The organism is Plantibacter sp. lyk4-40-MEA-4 (assembly GCF_030209415.1).
Classification (GTDB): Bacteria; Actinomycetota; Actinomycetes; order Actinomycetales; family Microbacteriaceae; genus Plantibacter; species Plantibacter flavus_A.
Genome location: NZ_JARVSA010000010.1, coordinates 191,879 through 208,588, shown reverse-complemented (window position 1 = coordinate 208,588; position 16,710 = coordinate 191,879). Strand labels below are relative to the sequence as shown.

Genomic DNA, 16,710 nt, shown 5'->3' with positions numbered 1-16,710 from the left:
ATGACGGACGGGTTCCGTCGCGGTGTCCGACTCGGGATCGACGTCGGGAAGGCCAGGGTCGGGGTCGCGAGAAGCGATCCCGACGGCCTGTTGGCCACGCCGGTGGAGACGGTCCCACGGGACCTGGGCGGCGACGCCGACATCCGGGCGATCGCGGTCATCGCCGAAGAACTCGGCGCCGTGGAGCTCGTCGTCGGTCTCCCGATCGCCCTGTCGGGGAAGGACACGGCGTCCACACAGGACGCCCGGGAGTTCGCCGCCCGGCTCAGGTCGATCACCGGTGTCCCGGCCCGTCTCGTCGACGAGCGGCTGACGACGGTGACCGCCCACGGCGCCTTGCGCTCCGCTGGGAAACGACAGAAGCAGACGCGCTCGATTGTCGATCAGGTGGCGGCCGTCATACTCTTGCAGTACGCCCTCGACGCCGAACGCGGTTCGGGGCGACCCCCCGGAAGCCCCGTCGACCCGTGAACAGGACGTGCCTGTGTCGAATCTGACACCTGAGAACAACCCAGCAGACGATCCGCTCGCCGACCTCTTCACGTCCGAACGGAACGCCGCGGGGGAGCAGCCGGTGCCACTGTCCCGACGCGAGGCACGTCAGCGGCGGGAGGCCGCCGAAGCCGCCTCGACGCCGCCCGAGCCCGTCGATGAAGACGCCGCGAGCGACACGGCCGGACCGGCCCCGGCCGGCTCCAGATCGGTCGACGCCACGTCCGTCGACGCCCCCTCGACCGCCGCGTCGTCCGGTGACTCCAGCGTCGGCGAGCCGGCCGCGAGCGCCACACCCTTGAGCGGATCGACCTCACGTGCGCCCGAGTCCGACGACACCGAGTCATCGGTGTCCCGGGCCAGGACCATGACCATCCCCGCGTTCGAGGACCTGCTCGCTGAGGACGACACGGCGAACGACAGCGGGCCGCAGCCGATCCATCGGGGGCGCCGTCGTGCGCTGGCCGGCGGGGAACCGCCGAAGCGCCGTCGTGGTCGTCGCGGGCTCATCGCGCTCATCGTGTCGATCGTGGTCGTCGGGGGTCTCGTCGCGTGCGCCGCGGTCGTGTGGACGAGTTACGAGCCGCAGATCCGCAAGGTCCTCGGATGGGAGGAACCGAACGACTACGAAGGTGCCGGCAGCGGCGAGGCCGTCGTCATGGTCAACGAGGGCGACATCGGCGAGGACATCGCGACGAGCCTGCACGACGCGGGGGTCACGAAGTCGTTCGACGCCTTCTACGACCTCCTCCTCGCACAGCCCACCCAGCCGGAGTTCTTCCCTGGTGCCTACAAGCTGAAGCTCAAGATGAGCGCCAAGTCCGCCCTTGCGGCCCTGACCGATGAGGCGAACCGCATGGAGGACACCTTCGTCATCCCCGAGGGCACCGCCGAGCAGGACGCCCTGCCGTCGATCGCGGAGGGCACCGGCATCCCGCTGGAGGAGCTCCAGGCTGCGGCCGCCGACGTCGCGTCCTTCGGTCTCCCCGCCGAGGCGACCTCGCTCGAGGGGTTCCTCTTCCCGGCGACCTACAGCCTCCCCGACGGCGGCGATGCGCACGCCGTCCTCCAGACCCTCGTGAACCGGTCGTTCCAGGCGCTCGACGACGCCGGGGTGAAGCCCGAGGACCGCTGGAAGACCATCGTCCTGGCCTCGCTCATCCAGAAGGAGGCGGGCCTCCGCGACGACTACTACAAGGTGTCACGGGTCTTCCTCAACCGGCTGGACCCGGCCCAGTGGGAGAGCGGTCTGCTGCAGTCCGACGCGACGGTCGCGTACGGGACGGGCAACACCCACCGGGTGTCGACAACGGACGCCGAGCGCGCCGACGCTTCGAACCCGTACAACACCTACGTCCATCCGGGCATGGTCGTGCGACCGATCTCGAACCCGGGCGACCTCGCGATCGATGCCGCCCTGCATCCGGCCGACGGACCCTGGCTCTATTTCGTCACCTGGAACCTCGATTCCGGTGAGACGATCTTCTCCACCACCCAGGAGGAGCACGAGGCCGCGGTCGACAAGTGGCTGTCCTGGATGGACGAGCACCCCGAGTACCAGTAGCGGGAGCGTGGCGCACATGCGTGGAACAGGGCCGGGTCACGGCCAGGACGGGCAGCCGCGGCTCGCCGTGCTCGGCGCGCCCATCGCCCACTCCAAGTCGCCGGCACTGCATGAGGCCGCCTACCGGGTGCTGGGGCTCGACTGGGACTACGGTCGCCACGAACTCGAGGCGGCTGAGCTCTCGGCCTTCCTCGACGACCTCGGCTCGGACTGGCGGGGGCTCTCGCTGACCATGCCACTGAAGCATCGCGCGCTCGAGCTGGCCGACGTGGCCGACCGCGCCGCAACCGAGACCGGGGCGGTCAACACGCTGCGTCTCCGACGAGCCGAGGACGGGTCCCGTCGCATCGAGGGGTTCAACACCGACGTCGGCGGCATCGTCCGCGCGATCGGGGCGGCCGGTGTCGACACGATCGCGTCCGCGGTCGTCCTGGGCGGGGGAGCGACGGCTTCCTCGGCGATCATGGCGGCGGCGGACCTCGGTGCCGAGCACGTCCACGTGGCGCTCAGACGACCGGCCCAGGCGCGACCACTCGAGGACCTCGCCGGCAGGCTGGGGCTGCGGTTCGCCTCAGGGCCGTTCGACGGTGAGACGCCTGACGCACCACTCGTGATCAGCACCCTTCCGGGCGGCGCCCTCACTGAACCGGGTCCGGTCCTGTCCCATGCTCCAGGCGCGCTCCTCCTCGACGTCGCGTACGACCCGTGGCCGAGTGTGCTCGCGGAGGCGTGGTCGCAGGCCGGCGGGTCGGTCCTCAGCGGCCTGTCGATGCTCGTGCACCAGGCGTTGCTCCAGGTCCGGATCTTCGTCCTCGGCGATCCGCTCCTGCCGCTCGACGACGAGACGACGGTGCTCGGTGCGATGCTCGGAACGGTCCACCTCGATCACACCGGGGCGCCGGTCGCCTCGCACTGACCGCTCCGGACGCATCCGTCGCCCACCTGCACACCCGCCGGGCCGTCGACCGAAGGCGCACGGTCGCGTCCCGGCTCTATGGAAGGATAGGACCATGCTTCGTTGGCTCACTGCCGGAGAGTCTCACGGCCCGGAACTCATCGCCGTCCTCGAGGGACTCCCGTCCGGCGTCCCCATCTCCATGGACGGCGTCCGCGCCGACCTCGCCCGACGGAAGCTCGGCTACGGCCGAGGATCCCGCATGAAGTTCGAGGAGGACGAGCTCAACCTGTCCGGCGGCGTCCGCCACGGCTTCTCCATGGGCAGCCCGATCGCGATCCGCATCGGCAACACCGAGTGGCCGAAGTGGGCCGAGGTCATGAGCCCCGAGCCGACCGAGATCTCCGACAAGTCGCGTGGCCGCAGCGCCGCGCTCACCCGTCCGCGCCCCGGCCACGCCGACCTGACGGGCATGCAGAAGTACGGCTTCGACGAGGCGCGTCCCGTGCTCGAACGCGCCAGCGCACGCGAGACCGCTGCGCGCGTCGCCCTCGGCGCCGTCGCGCGCTCCTTCCTCGGCGAGCTGGGCATCACCCTCGTCAGCCACACGCTGTCGATCGGCCCGGTGCGCGTTCCCGAAGACAGCCCGCTGCCGGTCCCGGCCGACGTCGACGCGCTCGACGCCGATCCGCTGCGCTGTTTCGACAAGGCGACCTCGGAGCGCATGGTCGCCGAGGTCGACGCGGCCAAGAAGGACGGTGACACCCTCGGCGGCATCGTCGAGGTCCTGGCCTACGGACTCCCACCGGGACTCGGCTCCTACGTCCACTGGGACCGCCGACTCGACGCACGCCTCGCGGCAGCGCTCATGGGCATCCAGGCCATCAAGGGTGTGGAGGTCGGCGACGGCTTCCTCACGACGACGCGTCGCGGCTCCGCGGCCCACGACGAGCTCGTCCAGGAGAGCGACGGCATCGCCCGGCAGAGCGATCGCGCCGGCGGCACCGAGGGTGGCATGACCACCGGTACCGTCCTCCGCGTGCGCGCCGGCATGAAGCCGATCGCGACCGTCCCGCACTCGCTCCGCACGGTCGACGTCGCGACGAGCGAGGCCGCCACCGCGCACCACCAGCGCTCGGACGTCTGCGCGGTCCCGGCCTCCGGTGTCGTGGCCGAGGCGATGGTGGCCCTGGTCCTCGCCGAAGCGGTGCTCGAGAAGTTCGGTGGCGACTCCGTCCCCGAGACGAAGCGCAACCTCGACGGATACCTGGCAGCGATCCCGTCGAACCTGCGCACGCGAGGCGACCACGCCTCCAGCGCCGATGCCTGAGCAGGCCGCCGATCTCCGACTCCCCGTCGTCCTCATCGGACCGATGGGGTCGGGGAAGAGCCGCGTCGGCAAGCAGCTGGCGAAGCGCCTGGGCCTGCCGTTCGTCGACACCGACAACGTCGTCTCCGGCGAGCACGGAGCGATCGCGCGCATCTTCGAGCGACACGGCGAGGCGCACTTCCGCGCCCTGGAGCGGGCGGCGGTCGCCGCCGCACTCGAGCAGCCGGCGATCGTGTCGCTCGGCGGGGGAGCGGTGCTCGACGAGGACACGCAGCGTCAGCTCGCCGATGCACGCGTCGTGCTGTTGACGGTGACCGAAGAGGCCGTGCTGGCACGAGCCAACCTCGACAAGCGTCCACTCCTCCGTGACGACCCCGGCGCGTGGTCGCGCATCGCCGCCGCCCGGCGTCCCGTGTACGAACGACTCGCGGATGTCACCTTCGACACCTCGCACCGACCCATCTCAGGCATCGTCGACGAGCTCGTCGCCTGGGTGAAGGAGCCTGCATGAGCACCGAACCGACCACCCCGACCGAGCGGACCGTCATCGAGGTGACGGGATCCTCCCCGTACCCCATCACGATCGGGAGAGGGCTGGAGGACGTGCTCGTCGACGCCCTCGGGACCGGCGTGCAGCGGATCCTCATCGTCCACCCGGCGACGCTGGGCGAGAAGGCTGCCAAACTGCGCGAGACCCTGAGCGATCGGTACCAGGTGCTGCTCGCCGAGGTGCCGGACGCCGAGGCAGGGAAACGGGTCGAGGTGGCCGCGTTCTGCTGGGGAGTCCTCGGGCAGGCAGACTTCACGCGCTCCGACGCGGTCATCGGGTTCGGCGGTGGCGCCGTCACCGACCTCGCAGGCTTCGTCGCTGCCACCTGGCTGCGCGGCGTCCGACTCGTGCAGGTCCCCACGACGGTCCTCGGCATGGTCGACGCGGCCGTGGGCGGCAAGACGGGCATCAACACCGCGGAAGGCAAGAACCTCGTCGGCGCCTTCTACGCCCCGGCAGCCGTCGTCTGCGATCTCGACACGCTCGACACCCTCCCGAAGAACGAGATCCTCGCCGGGTTCGCCGAGGTGGCCAAGGCCGGGTTCATCCGCTACCCGGAGATCCTCGATCTCATCGAGGCCGACGTCGACGCCGCGACCGACCCCGAGACACCGGCCTTCCGCCGCTGCATCGAGCTCGCGATCCGGATGAAGGCCGACGTCGTCAGCGAGGACTTCACCGAGCAGGGCCTGCGCGAGATCCTCAACTACGGGCACACGCTCGGGCACGCCATCGAGCACGCCGAGCGGTATCAGTGGCGGCACGGTGCCGCGGTGGCGATCGGCATGATGTACGTCGCCGAGCTGTCCCGCCTCGCCGGCCGGCTGTCGGACGAGGTCGTCGACCGCCACCGTCGCGTCCTGGAGCTCCTCAGCCTGCCGATCGCCTATCCGGTGGGCCGCTGGAACACGCTGCTCGCGACGATGCAGCGCGACAAGAAGACGCGCGGTTCGATGTTGCGGTTCATCGTGCTCGACGACCTCGCCAAGCCGACCGTCCTCCAGGGGCCCGAGACCTCGCTGCTCTTCGCCGCCTACCAGGAGATCGGCTCCTGACCGACGCCGGTGCGCTCCGCGAGCGCTCGTCCCAAACGGATACCCTCGACTCATGACCACCGTACTCGTCCTCAACGGACCGAACCTCGGACGCCTCGGCAGCCGTGAACCCGACGTCTACGGCTCGGCCGACCTCGTTGCGCTGCGCACAATGCTCGAGGCCGACGCGGGCGACGGGACGCGGATCGACCTGCGCCAGACGGACGACGAAGGCGAGCTGATCGGCTGGCTCCACGAGGCCGTCGACTCCGGCACGTCCGTGATCCTCAACCCCGCGGCGTTCACCCACTACAGCTACGGGCTCCGTGACGCGGCGGCCATGGTCACGAAGGCTGGCCTCCTGCTCGTCGAGGTGCACCTCTCGAATCCGCACGCCCGCGAGGCCTTCCGTCACACGAGCGTGATCTCCGGTGTCGCGACCGGCGTGATCGCCGGTTTCGGATTCGACTCGTACCGCCTCGCCCTCGACCTCGTGGTGCGCCGCAGCGCCGAGTGACGTGCGCGGCGCCCTGGTCCACCACGGGTGCATTGGTCACGGGTCCTCGCAGCGGTTACACTCGTTCGTTGGGTCGTATCCGGCCGCACACTTTCCACGAACGGACATTCTCGCGCATGGCTTCTACCGCTGACATCAAGAACGGCATCGTCCTGAACATCGACGGGCAGCTCTGGACGGTGATCGAGTTCCAGCACGTCAAGCCGGGCAAGGGTGGCGCGTTCGTCCGCACCAAGATGAAGAACATCATGACCGGCAAGGTCGTCGACAAGACGTACAACGCCGGCACGAAGATCGACGTCGAGAACGTCGACCGCCGCGACTTCACCTACCTGTACGCGGACGGCGACTCCTTCGTCTTCATGGACAAGAGCGACTACGATCAGATCACCATCCCCGCCGTCGTCGTCGGCGACACCAAGAACTTCCTCCTCGAGAACCAGGACGTCACGGTCGCACTCAACAACGGCAACCCGCTCTACGTCGAGCTCCCCGCGTCGGTCATCCTCGAGGTCACCTACACGGAACCCGGGCTCCAGGGCGACCGCTCGACCGGCGGCACGAAGCCGGCGACCGTCGAGACCGGCTACGAGATCCAGGTCCCGCTCTTCCTCGAGACCGGCACCAAGGTCAAGGTCGACACCCGTACGGGTGACTACCTCGGTCGCGTCAACGAGTGAGCGCTCGTACCAAGGCGCGCAAGCGCGCCCTCGATCTGCTGTACCAGGCCGACGTCCGTCAGCAGACCCTCGCTGAAGTCCTGTCCGCGGAAGCGTCTCGCGCCGTCAGCGAGCCCGACCGCCAGGCCTCGTGGTTGTATGCGAGGGAGATCGTCGACGGTGTCGGTGACCACGCCGAGGAGATCGACGAGCAGATCGAGACGTACGCGCAGGGCTGGACGCTCGCGCGGATGCCCACGGTCGACCGGGCCATCCTCCGGATCGCGATCTGGGAGATCCTGTTCAACGACGAGGTGCCGCACGGCGTCGCCATCGACGAAGCGGTCGAGGCGGCCAAGACGCTGTCGACCGACGACTCGGCCGGCTTCATCAACGGCCTGCTCGGCAAGATCTCGCAGATCAACCCGCGGTGACGATGAGCGACGAGACCGGTGCAGCCCTGCCGCTGAAGCGCGTGCACCACATCGCGATCATCGCCAGCGACTACGAGCGCTCCAAGCGCTTCTACACCTCGGTGCTCGGCTGTGAGCTGCTCACCGAGGTGTACCGGGCCGAGCGCGACTCCTGGATGGGCGACCTCGCCCTGAACGGTGAGTACCTCATCGAGTTGTTCTCCTTCCCTGACCCGCCGGCGCGCGCATCCGGGCCCGAAGCGCTCGGGCTGCGGCACCTCGCCTTCGCCGTCGACGACGTCGATGCCGGCCACGCGCGGCTGGTCGAGCTGGGTGTCCGCGTCGAAGACGTCCGGATCGACCCGCACACCTCGCGCAAGATGCTGTTCTTCTTCGATCCCGACGGCCTCCCGTTGGAGCTCTACGAGGCCTGATCCGACTGCTAGGCTCGGGTGTTGACCAAGACAACCTTTAAGACCGTCCAGAGAGGCGGAGAAGGGAGTCGGCGATGAGCGCACGTACCGTGCTGCACGAAGCTGACATCGCGCGGGCGTTGACTCGGATCTCCCACGAGATCCTCGAGTCCAACCGCGGAGCAGACGACCTCGTGATCCTCGGCATCCCGACGCGCGGGGTCATCCTCGCGAAGCGGATCGCCGCCACGATCTCCTCGATCTCGGGCGCGACCATCGTCTCGGGTGCACTCGACGTCACGATGTACCGCGACGACCTGGCGAAGCACCCGACCCGTGCACCGCAGCCCACGACACTGCCGCCGCAGGGGATCGACGGGCGCACGGTCGTCCTCGTCGACGACGTCCTGTACTCGGGACGCACGATCCGCGCCGCACTCGACGCGTTGACCGACCTGGGCCGCCCGCGCGTCGTGCGGCTCGCCGCGCTCGTCGACCGCGGGCACCGCGAGCTCCCGATCCGGCCCGACTTCGTGGGGAAGAACCTGCCCTCCTCGCAGGCGGAGCGCATCTTCGTCCGGCTCACCGAGTTCGACGGCGACGACTCCGTGACGATCGACGGGAGCGGCGAATGAGGCACCTGCTGTCGACGAAGACCCTCACCCGCGACGAGGCGATCGAGATCCTCGACGTCGCGGAGGACATGGCCGAGACGCAGTTCCGTGAGGTCCGCAAGCTCCCGACCCTCCGTGGGAAGACGGTCGTCAACCTCTTCTTCGAGGACTCGACCCGCACGCGCATCTCGTTCGAGGCTGCCGCAAAACGGCTGTCCGCAGACGTCATCACCTTCAGCGCGAAGGGGTCGAGCGTCTCGAAGGGCGAGAGCCTGAAGGACACCGCACAGACCCTCGCCGCGATGCACGCCGACGCCGTCGTGATCCGACACTCCGCCTCCGGTGCGCCGCAGACCCTCGCCGACAGCGGGTGGATCGACGCCGGCATCCTGAACGCGGGGGACGGGACGCACGAGCACCCGACGCAGGCCCTCCTGGACGCGTTCACAATGCGCAAGCGCCTCCACGGCGAGCGTTCCCGCGGTCGCGCGCTCGACGGGGTGGCGGTGACGATCGTCGGCGACATCCTGCATTCCCGGGTCGCCCGCTCGAACGTCTGGCTGCTCGACACGCTCGGCGCCGAGGTGACTCTCGTCGCCCCGCCGACACTGCTTCCGGTGGACCTCGGCCCGTGGCCGGCCACCGTCCGCTACGACCTGGACGACGCGATCGCCCAGCGTCCCGACGTGCTGATGATGCTCCGGATCCAGTCCGAACGCATGCACGCCGCCTTTTTCCCGAACAGCCGGGAGTATTCCAGGCGCTGGGGGCTCGACGACGAGCGACTCGCCCGCCTCGATCCGGCTAGCATTGTCATGCACCCCGGGCCGATGAACCGCGGTCTGGAGATCTCGTCCGGGGCAGCCGACTCACCCCGGTCGACCGTCCTCGAACAGGTCGCCAACGGGGTGTCGGTCCGGATGGCCGCGTTGTACCTGTTGCTGTCCGGCGATCGAGAGGAATCCACCCGTGTCTGAGCCCACTTCGAACCACGACGTCACGCTGATCACCGGAGCGACGCTCGCCGACGGGACACGCACCGACCTCCTCCTGCGCGACGGACGGATCGCGGAACGCGGCACCGGGCTGAGCGCCGTCGGCGCGACCGTCGTCGACGCGGACGGCCTTCTCGCTCTCCCCGGGCTCGTCGACCTCCACACGCATCTCCGGGAACCCGGGTTCGAGCAGAGCGAGACGGTGCTCACCGGTACGCGTGCCGCAGCCGCCGGCGGCTTCACCGCGGTGTTCGCGATGGCCAACACCTCGCCGGTGGCCGACACGGCCGGGGTCGTCGAGCAGGAACAGTCGCTCGGTGAACGCGCCGGGTACGCGACGGTGCAGCCGATCGGTGCCGTGACGGTCGGCCTCGCCGGAGAGCGGCTCGCCGAACTCGGCGCCATGGCCTCCTCACGTGCCGAGGTCCGGGTCTTCTCGGACGACGGTCTCTGCGTGTCCGACCCGCTGCTCATGCGCCGCGCGCTGGAGTACGTGAAGGCCTTCGACGGCGTGATCGCCCAGCACGCGCAGGAACCCCGGCTCACCGTCGGTGCGCAGATGAACGAGGGCGCCCTCTCCGGCGAACTCGGGCTCACCGGGTGGCCTGCGGTCGCCGAGGAGTCGATCATCGCCCGCGACGTCCTCCTCGCCGAGCATGTGGGTTCCCGCCTCCACATCTGCCACGTCTCGACGGCAGGGTCCGTCGACGTCATCCGCTGGGCGAAGGCCCGAGGCATCCCCGTCACGGCCGAGGTCACGCCGCACCACCTGCTGCTCACGGAGGAGCTGGTGGCGAGCTACGACGCCCGGTACAAGGTGAACCCGCCCCTGCGACGGGCGGAGGACGTCCAGGCGCTGCGCGAGGCACTCGCGGACGGCACGATCGACATCGTCGCGACGGACCACGCACCGCACCCGGTCGAGGCCAAGGACTGCGAGTGGGACGCCGCCGCGAACGGCATGGTGGGCCTCGAGTCCGCCCTCTCCGTCGTGCACGCGTCGATGGTCGCGACCGGGCTCCTGGACTGGAACGACGTCGCCCGGGTGCTCTCGGCGACGCCGGCGAGGATCGGACGGATCACCGGGCAGGGGGCTTCGATCGAGGCCGGAGCTCCGGCGGAGGTCGTGCTCTACGACACCGCCGCCACTCGTCCGTTCGGCACGGCCGACCTTGCCGGCAAGGGCGTGAACTCGCCCTACCTCGGCCTGGAGCTGCCCGGCCGCGTCGTCGCCACCTTCCACCGTGGCTACGCGACCGTCCTGGACGGCGCCGTGCTCCCGACGGAGCAGGTCGCGGCCGCAGCACGCCGCGCCGCGCGATCCGCGGAGGTCGAGCGCTGATGGACGGGCGGATCCTCGCGGCCGTCCTCGTCGCCCTCGTCCTCCTCGGCGTCCTCGCCCTCATGGGCTTCGCCTGGCGACGCCGCGTCGCGCGCGACGCCCAGGTCGGTCCCCTCGCAGAGCTCCCCGACCCGCGGCCGGTCCCGTCACTGACGGTCGAGGTCCTCTACGTCGCGACGTCGAAGCACGACCAGCCGCTCGAACGGCTGGCGTTGCAGGGACTGCGCTACCGATCCCGGGTCACGCTCGAACTGGGAGCCGCCGGAGTCGTCGTCGACGTCCCGGGGGAGCGGCCGACGTTCATCCCGGCAACGAGCATCGTCGGCGTCGACCAGACCAACCTCACGATCGACCGGGTCGTCGAGCCGGGCGGGCTCATCCGCCTGAGCTGGCGTCCCGTCCCGACGGTGATCGCGGACAGCACCTTCCGCGTCCTCGAGCAGGCGGACCGCGCCCGCATCATCGACATCGTCACGAGCATCATCCCCGCCGCGGACGCCGGACTCCGGCCGACCGGCACCTCAGACACCGTCGCCGACGTCACCTCGGCCGACGACTCCACCCCACCGCCTCACGAGAGGGCTTGACCATGACCTCCTTCACCCCACCCAGTCCAGCGGTACTCGTCCTCGAGGACGGCAACCGCTACGTCGGGCACGCCTACGGCGCGACCGGCCGCACGCTCGGCGAGGTCGTCTTCGCCACCGGCATGACCGGCTACCAGGAGACGCTGACCGACCCGTCCTACGCCGGACAGATCGTCCTGATGACCGCGCCCCACATCGGCAACACCGGCGTCAACCGCGAGGACATGGAGTCCGCCCGTGTCTGGGTCGCCGGATACGTGGTGCGCGACGCGTCGCGCGTCGTCTCCAACTTCCGAGCGGACCGCTCGCTCGACGACGAACTCGTCCAGGACGGCGTCGTGGGCATCAGCGGCATCGACACCCGCGCGGTGACGAGGCACATCCGTTCCGCCGGTTCCATGCGCGGCGGCGTGTTCTCCGGTGAGGACTTCGAGTTGTCCGGCGCCGAACAGCTCAGTCTCGTCCGCGCCGGCGCGCAGATGGCCGGTCTGAACCTGTCGAGCCAGGTCTCCACGACCGAGCAGTACACCGTGCCGGCGGTGGGGGAGCGCGTCGGTTCCGTCGCGGTCCTCGACCTCGGCGTCAAGACCTCGACGCTCAACCACCTCGCCGCTCGCGGCTTCGACGTCGTGGTGCTGCCGCAGTCGGTGACCTCGGCCGAAGTCCTCGCGCTCGAACCGAGCGCCCTATTCTTCTCCAACGGACCCGGCGACCCGGCTGCGAGCGACGCGCACGTCGCCCTCCTGCAGGACGTGCTCCGCGCGGGCGTCCCGTACTTCGGCATCTGCTTCGGCAACCAGCTGCTCGGCCGCGCGCTCGGATTCGACACCTACAAGCTGCCGTTCGGCCACCGCGGGATCAACCAGCCGGTCCTCGACAAGGCGACCGGTCGGGTGGAGATCACCTCGCAGAACCACGGCTTCGCGGTGGACCTGCCGATCGAGGGCCGCCACGAGACGCCCGCCGGGTTCGGCCTCGCGGAGGTCAGCCACTACAGCCTGAACGACGAGGTCGTCGAGGGCATCAACTGCATCGACATCCCCGCGTTCTCGGTCCAGTACCACCCCGAGTCCGCCTCGGGTCCGCACGACGCGGTCTACCTGTTCGACCGGTTCCGCGACCTCGTGACCGGCCACGCCACCACTTCCAGCACCAAGGAGAACAACTAGTGCCCAAGCGCGACGACATCAACAGCGTCCTCGTCATCGGCTCCGGGCCGATCGTCATCGGGCAGGCCGCCGAGTTCGACTACTCGGGCACCCAGGCATGCCGCGTGCTGCGCGAGGAGGGCGTCCGCGTCATCCTCGTCAACTCGAACCCGGCGACCATCATGACCGACCCCGACTTCGCCGACGCGACCTACGTGGAGCCGATCACCTGGCAGGTCATCGAGACGATCATCGCGAAGGAGAAGCCCGACGCGATCCTGCCGACCCTCGGCGGCCAGACGGCGTTGAACGCCGCGATCCAGCTGCACGAGCACGGCATCCTCGAGAAGTACGACGTCGAGCTCATCGGCGCGAACTTCGAGGCGATCAACAAGGGCGAGGACCGCCAGATCTTCAAGCAGCTCGTGCTCGACGCGGGCGCGGACGTGGCCCGCTCGTACATCGCCCACACGGTCGAGGAGGCCGTCGGCTACGCCGAGGACCTCGGCTACCCGCTGGTCGTCCGCCCCTCGTTCACCATGGGCGGCCTCGGCTCAGGCTTCGCGTACACCGAGGCGGAACTGCGCCGGATCGTCGGTGACGGCCTCCACCAGAGCCCGACCACCGAGGTGCTCCTCGAGGAGTCGATCCTCGGCTGGAAGGAGTACGAGCTCGAGCTCATGCGCGACACGGCCGACAACACCGTCGTCGTCTGCTCGATCGAGAACGTCGACCCGGTCGGCGTGCACACCGGGGACTCCATCACGGTGGCCCCCGCCCTGACGCTGACGGACCGCGAGTACCAGAAGCTCCGCGACATCGGCATCGACATCATCCGCGCGGTCGGCGTCGACACCGGCGGCTGCAACATCCAGTTCGCGGTCGACCCGGCCGACGGCCGCATCATCGTCATCGAGATGAACCCGCGCGTCTCGCGCTCGAGTGCCCTCGCCTCGAAGGCGACCGGCTTCCCGATCGCGAAGATCGCGGCGAAGCTGGCCATCGGGTACCGACTCGACGAGATCCCGAACGACATCACGAAGGTCACGCCCGCGAGCTTCGAGCCCACGCTCGACTACGTCGTCGTGAAGGTCCCGCGCTTCGCGTTCGAGAAGTTCCCCGCCGCCGACCCGACGCTCACGACCACCATGAAGTCGGTGGGTGAGGCGATGGCGATCGGACGCAACTACGCCACCGCCCTGCAGAAGGCGCTGCGGTCGCTCGAGAAGCGCGGTTCCAGCTTCCACTGGAGCGATGAGTCCCGCAGCGTCGAAGAGCTGCTCGAGGTCATGAAGACCCCGACCGACGGCCGCATCGTCGTCGTGCAGCAGGCGCTCCGCAAGGGTGCCACCGCCGAGCAGGTCTTCGAGGCCACCAAGATCGACCCGTGGTTCATCGACCAGATCGTCCTCATCAACGACGTCGCCGACTGGATCGCCGCGGCGGACCGCCTCGACACCGAGGTGCTCCGGACCGCGAAGAACCACGGCTTCTCGGACGCGCAGATCGGTCGGCTGCGCGGGTTCGGCGAGCAGGAGGTGCGTGAGGTCCGCCACATCCTGGGTGTCCGCCCGGTCTACAAGACGGTCGACACGTGCGCCGGCGAGTTCCCGGCCCTCACCCCGTACCACTACTCGAGCTACGACACGGAGACCGAGGTGGTCGCGAGCGACCGCCGCAAGGTGGTCATCCTCGGGTCCGGCCCGAACCGCATCGGCCAGGGGATCGAGTTCGACTACTCCTGCGTGCACGCGTCCTTCGCGCTGCAGGCCGCCGGTTTCGAGACGATCATGATCAACTGCAACCCGGAGACCGTCTCGACGGACTACGACACGAGCGACCGGCTCTACTTCGAGCCGCTCACGCTCGAGGACGTCCTCGAGGTCATCCACGCCGAGAGCGAGTCGGGCGAACTCGTCGGTGTCGTCGTCCAGCTCGGCGGCCAGACGGCGCTCGGGCTCGCGAAGGGTCTCGAGGCCGCAGGCGTCCCGATCCTCGGCACCACGCCGACCGCCATCGACCTCGCCGAGGAGCGCGGCCAGTTCCAGGAGATCCTGGACGCCGCCGGCCTCGTCGCACCGAAGAACGGCACCGCGGTGGAGATCGAGGGTGCGCTGCGCGTCGCCGAGGAGATCGGCTACCCGGTCCTCGTCCGCCCGAGCTTCGTGCTCGGCGGACGCGGCATGGAGATCATCTACGACAGCGCATCGCTCACGGACTACTTCGTGCGCATCGAGGACCAGGGCATCGTGGGCCCGGCCCAGCCGCTGCTCGTCGACCACTTCCTCGACGACGCGATCGAGATCGACGTCGACGCCCTGTTCGACGGCGAGGAGCTCTACATCGGCGGCGTCATGGAGCACATCGAGGAGGCCGGTATCCACTCGGGCGACTCGAGCTGCACCCTGCCGCCCGTCTCGCTCGGTCGCGCCGAGATCGACCGCGTGCGGAACGCGACGCTCGCGATCGCCCAGGGGATCGGCGTGCGTGGTCTCCTGAACGTCCAGTTCGCGATCGGCGCCGGCATCCTCTACGTCATCGAGGCGAACCCGCGTGCGTCCCGCACGGTGCCGTTCGTGTCGAAGGCGCTCGGCATCCCGCTGGCCAAGGCCGCTTCGCTCATCATGACCGGCGCGACGGTCGCCGAGCTCAAGGACTCGGGGCTCCTGCCCCCGGTCGACGGATCCCGTGTCCCGATCGACTCCCCGGTGTCGGTCAAGGAGGCCGTGCTGCCCTTCAAGCGCTTCCGCACGAAGGACGGCCAGATCGTCGACAGCGTGCTCGGCCCGGAGATGCGCTCCACCGGCGAGGTGATGGGCATCGACAAGGACTTCCCGCGCGCGTTCGCGAAGAGCCAGGAGGCGGCCTACGGCGGCCTGCCGTCGAGCGGAACGGTGTTCGTCTCGGTCTCCGACCGCGACAAGCGTTCGATCATCCTGCCCGTGCTGCGCCTCCAGCAGCTCGGGTTCGACATCCTCGCGACCGACGGCACGGCCGAAGTGCTGAACCGGAACGGCATCAGTGCCCGGACGGTGCGCAAGTACAGCGAGACCACGGCCGCGGGCGAGGACGACTCGATCGTCGACCTGATCAACCGCGACGAGGTCGACATGGTCATCAACACCCCGAGTGGCCGGTCGGCTCGCGCGGACGGCTACGAGATCCGCGCGGCCGCCGTCGCGGCCGACAAGCCGCTCTTCACGACGATCGCGCAGCTCACCGCCGCGGTCGGCTCCTTCGAGGCGCTCGGCGGTGGCTTCGAGGTCCGCTCCCTCCAGGAGTACGCACTCGATCGGGCTGCGCGCTCGTGACGGCTTCCTTCGGAACCCGGCTGGACGAGGTCTTCGTCCGGTCGGGCCGACTCTGCGTCGGCATCGATCCGCACCGCTTCCTGCTCGAGGCTTGGGGACTGCCCGACACCGCCGCCGGCGCGGGGGCCTTCGGCCTCGCCGTCGTCGAGGCCGCAGCCGGTCGCGCCGGGATCGTCAAGCCGCAGGTGGCGTTCTTCGAACGGTTCGGATCGGCCGGGTACATCGCCCTCGAAGGGGTCCTCGCAGCGGCACGCGACGCCGGGCTCCTCGTGATCGGCGACGCCAAGCGCGGCGAGATCGGGACGAGCATGGAGGGCTATGCCGAGGCGTGGCTGACCCCCGGTTCACCGCTGGAGGTCGACGCCCTCACCGTGAACCCCTATCTCGGCTTCGGCTCACTGCACCCGGCACTCGAGCTCGCCGAGCAGCACGGCAAGGGCGTGTTCGTACTGACGGCGACCTCGAACCCGGAGGGTCGGGACGTCCAGCTCGCCGAGGACGGCGCCGGCCTCACCGTCGCGGCGTCGATGCTCGACGAGATCGACCACTGGAACGCACGGCACCACCCCGGATCGACCGGTTCGATCGGCGCGGTCATCGGTGCCACGCTCCGTCTCGAGGAGTTCGGCCTGACGGCGGTACCGCCGACGACCACGCTCCCGATCCTGGCACCCGGTTTCGGCCACCAGGGAGCCGCGGTCGCCGACCTCGGATCCATCTACGGCGACCTCGCGCCGGGCGTCATCGTCTCCGAGTCCCGGAGCATCCTCGCCGCCGGACCCTCGGGGATCGCGGACGCCGTCGAACGTTCCGTCGCAGCCGTGAGGAGCGCCCGTGGTTGACCAG

Annotated in this window: 16 protein-coding genes and 1 pseudogene; all 17 read left to right on the top strand. The window is 69.6% G+C overall.

Annotated features, from left to right (window positions below; all coding sequences use genetic code 11):
- The 17 genes and pseudogenes from ruvX to pyrF all read left to right on the top strand — a co-directional run bounded on the left by ruvX (position 1) and on the right by pyrF (position 16,706).
- Positions 1–471, top strand: a complete 471-nt coding sequence (gene ruvX, locus QRN44_RS16890; RefSeq protein ID WP_064293828.1) for a Holliday junction resolvase RuvX — start codon at positions 1–3, stop codon at positions 469–471.
- Between the two features lie 13 nt (positions 472–484).
- Positions 485–2,056: an endolytic transglycosylase MltG gene (gene mltG / locus QRN44_RS16885; RefSeq protein WP_285039688.1), complete on the top strand. Its 1,572-nt coding sequence runs from the start codon at positions 485–487 to the stop codon at positions 2,054–2,056.
- A gap of 16 nt (positions 2,057–2,072) precedes the next feature.
- Positions 2,073–2,972 carry a shikimate dehydrogenase gene (locus QRN44_RS16880; RefSeq protein WP_175115850.1) on the top strand — a complete coding sequence of 300 codons (900 nt, stop codon included), beginning with the start codon at positions 2,073–2,075 and terminating at the stop codon, positions 2,970–2,972.
- A gap of 94 nt (positions 2,973–3,066) precedes the next feature.
- Complete coding sequence (aroC, locus tag QRN44_RS16875; RefSeq protein ID WP_064293830.1) at positions 3,067–4,281, top strand: chorismate synthase; 1,215 nt, start codon at positions 3,067–3,069, stop codon at positions 4,279–4,281.
- Entirely contained in the window at positions 4,274–4,792 is a 519-nt protein-coding gene (locus QRN44_RS16870) for a shikimate kinase (RefSeq protein ID WP_064293831.1), read from the top strand. The genes aroC and QRN44_RS16870 overlap by 8 nt, the downstream gene beginning before the upstream one ends.
- Positions 4,789–5,886 carry a 3-dehydroquinate synthase gene (aroB, locus tag QRN44_RS16865; protein ID WP_121290680.1) on the top strand — a complete coding sequence of 366 codons (1,098 nt, stop codon included), beginning with the start codon at positions 4,789–4,791 and terminating at the stop codon, positions 5,884–5,886. Before QRN44_RS16870 ends, aroB begins: the two co-directional genes overlap by 4 nt.
- A gap of 52 nt (positions 5,887–5,938) precedes the next feature.
- On the top strand, positions 5,939–6,382 hold the full coding sequence (locus tag QRN44_RS16860) for a type II 3-dehydroquinate dehydratase (RefSeq protein ID WP_285039687.1): 444 nt from the start codon (positions 5,939–5,941) through the stop codon (positions 6,380–6,382).
- Between the two features lie 116 nt (positions 6,383–6,498).
- Positions 6,499–7,062, top strand: a complete 564-nt coding sequence (gene efp / locus QRN44_RS16855) for an elongation factor P (RefSeq protein WP_056005785.1) — start codon at positions 6,499–6,501, stop codon at positions 7,060–7,062.
- Entirely contained in the window at positions 7,059–7,475 is a 417-nt protein-coding gene (gene nusB, locus QRN44_RS16850) for a transcription antitermination factor NusB (RefSeq protein ID WP_064293834.1), read from the top strand. The genes efp and nusB overlap by 4 nt, the downstream gene beginning before the upstream one ends.
- Before the next feature lie 2 nt (positions 7,476–7,477).
- Complete coding sequence (locus tag QRN44_RS16845) at positions 7,478–7,888, top strand: VOC family protein (RefSeq protein WP_071260157.1); 411 nt, start codon at positions 7,478–7,480, stop codon at positions 7,886–7,888.
- Between the two features lie 68 nt (positions 7,889–7,956).
- A pseudogene (pyrR, locus tag QRN44_RS16840) lies at positions 7,957–8,502 on the top strand (bifunctional pyr operon transcriptional regulator/uracil phosphoribosyltransferase PyrR); the annotation flags it as partial.
- Positions 8,499–9,458 (top strand): aspartate carbamoyltransferase catalytic subunit, encoded by a 960-nt coding sequence (locus tag QRN44_RS16835; RefSeq protein ID WP_071260160.1) that lies wholly within the window; start codon positions 8,499–8,501, stop codon positions 9,456–9,458. The pseudogene pyrR and the gene QRN44_RS16835, both read left to right, overlap by 4 nt.
- Positions 9,451–10,818 carry a dihydroorotase gene (locus QRN44_RS16830; protein ID WP_436278705.1) on the top strand — a complete coding sequence of 456 codons (1,368 nt, stop codon included), beginning with the start codon at positions 9,451–9,453 and terminating at the stop codon, positions 10,816–10,818. The genes QRN44_RS16835 and QRN44_RS16830 overlap by 8 nt, the downstream gene beginning before the upstream one ends.
- Positions 10,818–11,405 (top strand): PH-like domain-containing protein, encoded by a 588-nt coding sequence (locus tag QRN44_RS16825; protein WP_285039685.1) that lies wholly within the window; start codon positions 10,818–10,820, stop codon positions 11,403–11,405. The genes QRN44_RS16830 and QRN44_RS16825 overlap by 1 nt, the downstream gene beginning before the upstream one ends.
- A 2-nt stretch (positions 11,406–11,407) precedes the next feature.
- On the top strand, positions 11,408–12,574 hold the full coding sequence (gene carA / locus QRN44_RS16820) for a glutamine-hydrolyzing carbamoyl-phosphate synthase small subunit (RefSeq protein ID WP_064293840.1): 1,167 nt from the start codon (positions 11,408–11,410) through the stop codon (positions 12,572–12,574).
- On the top strand, positions 12,574–15,864 hold the full coding sequence (gene carB / locus QRN44_RS16815; RefSeq protein ID WP_285039684.1) for a carbamoyl-phosphate synthase large subunit: 3,291 nt from the start codon (positions 12,574–12,576) through the stop codon (positions 15,862–15,864). The genes carA and carB overlap by 1 nt, the downstream gene beginning before the upstream one ends.
- Positions 15,861–16,706 carry an orotidine-5'-phosphate decarboxylase gene (pyrF, locus tag QRN44_RS16810; RefSeq protein ID WP_285039683.1) on the top strand — a complete coding sequence of 282 codons (846 nt, stop codon included), beginning with the start codon at positions 15,861–15,863 and terminating at the stop codon, positions 16,704–16,706. The genes carB and pyrF overlap by 4 nt, the downstream gene beginning before the upstream one ends.
- The last annotated feature ends 4 nt before the right edge of the window (positions 16,707–16,710 follow it).

Bases quoted from the DNA above. Each gene is read 5' to 3' on its own strand.
- ruvX (WP_064293828.1), top strand. From the start codon at position 1: ATGACGGACGGGTTCCGTCGCGGTGTCCGACTCGGGATCGACGTCGGG.
- carA (WP_064293840.1), top strand. From the start codon at position 11,408: ATGACCTCCTTCACCCCACCCAGTCCAGCGGTACTCGTCCTCGAGGAC.
- QRN44_RS16845 (WP_071260157.1), top strand. From the start codon at position 7,478: ATGAGCGACGAGACCGGTGCAGCCCTGCCGCTGAAGCGCGTGCACCAC.
- efp (WP_056005785.1), top strand. From the start codon at position 6,499: ATGGCTTCTACCGCTGACATCAAGAACGGCATCGTCCTGAACATCGAC.
- QRN44_RS16835 (WP_071260160.1), top strand. From the start codon at position 8,499: ATGAGGCACCTGCTGTCGACGAAGACCCTCACCCGCGACGAGGCGATC.
- QRN44_RS16880 (WP_175115850.1), top strand. From the start codon at position 2,073: ATGCGTGGAACAGGGCCGGGTCACGGCCAGGACGGGCAGCCGCGGCTC.
- QRN44_RS16860 (WP_285039687.1), top strand. From the start codon at position 5,939: ATGACCACCGTACTCGTCCTCAACGGACCGAACCTCGGACGCCTCGGC.
- QRN44_RS16825 (WP_285039685.1), top strand. From the start codon at position 10,818: ATGGACGGGCGGATCCTCGCGGCCGTCCTCGTCGCCCTCGTCCTCCTC.
- aroB (WP_121290680.1), top strand. From the start codon at position 4,789: ATGAGCACCGAACCGACCACCCCGACCGAGCGGACCGTCATCGAGGTG.
- QRN44_RS16870 (WP_064293831.1), top strand. From the start codon at position 4,274: ATGCCTGAGCAGGCCGCCGATCTCCGACTCCCCGTCGTCCTCATCGGA.
- aroC (WP_064293830.1), top strand. From the start codon at position 3,067: ATGCTTCGTTGGCTCACTGCCGGAGAGTCTCACGGCCCGGAACTCATC.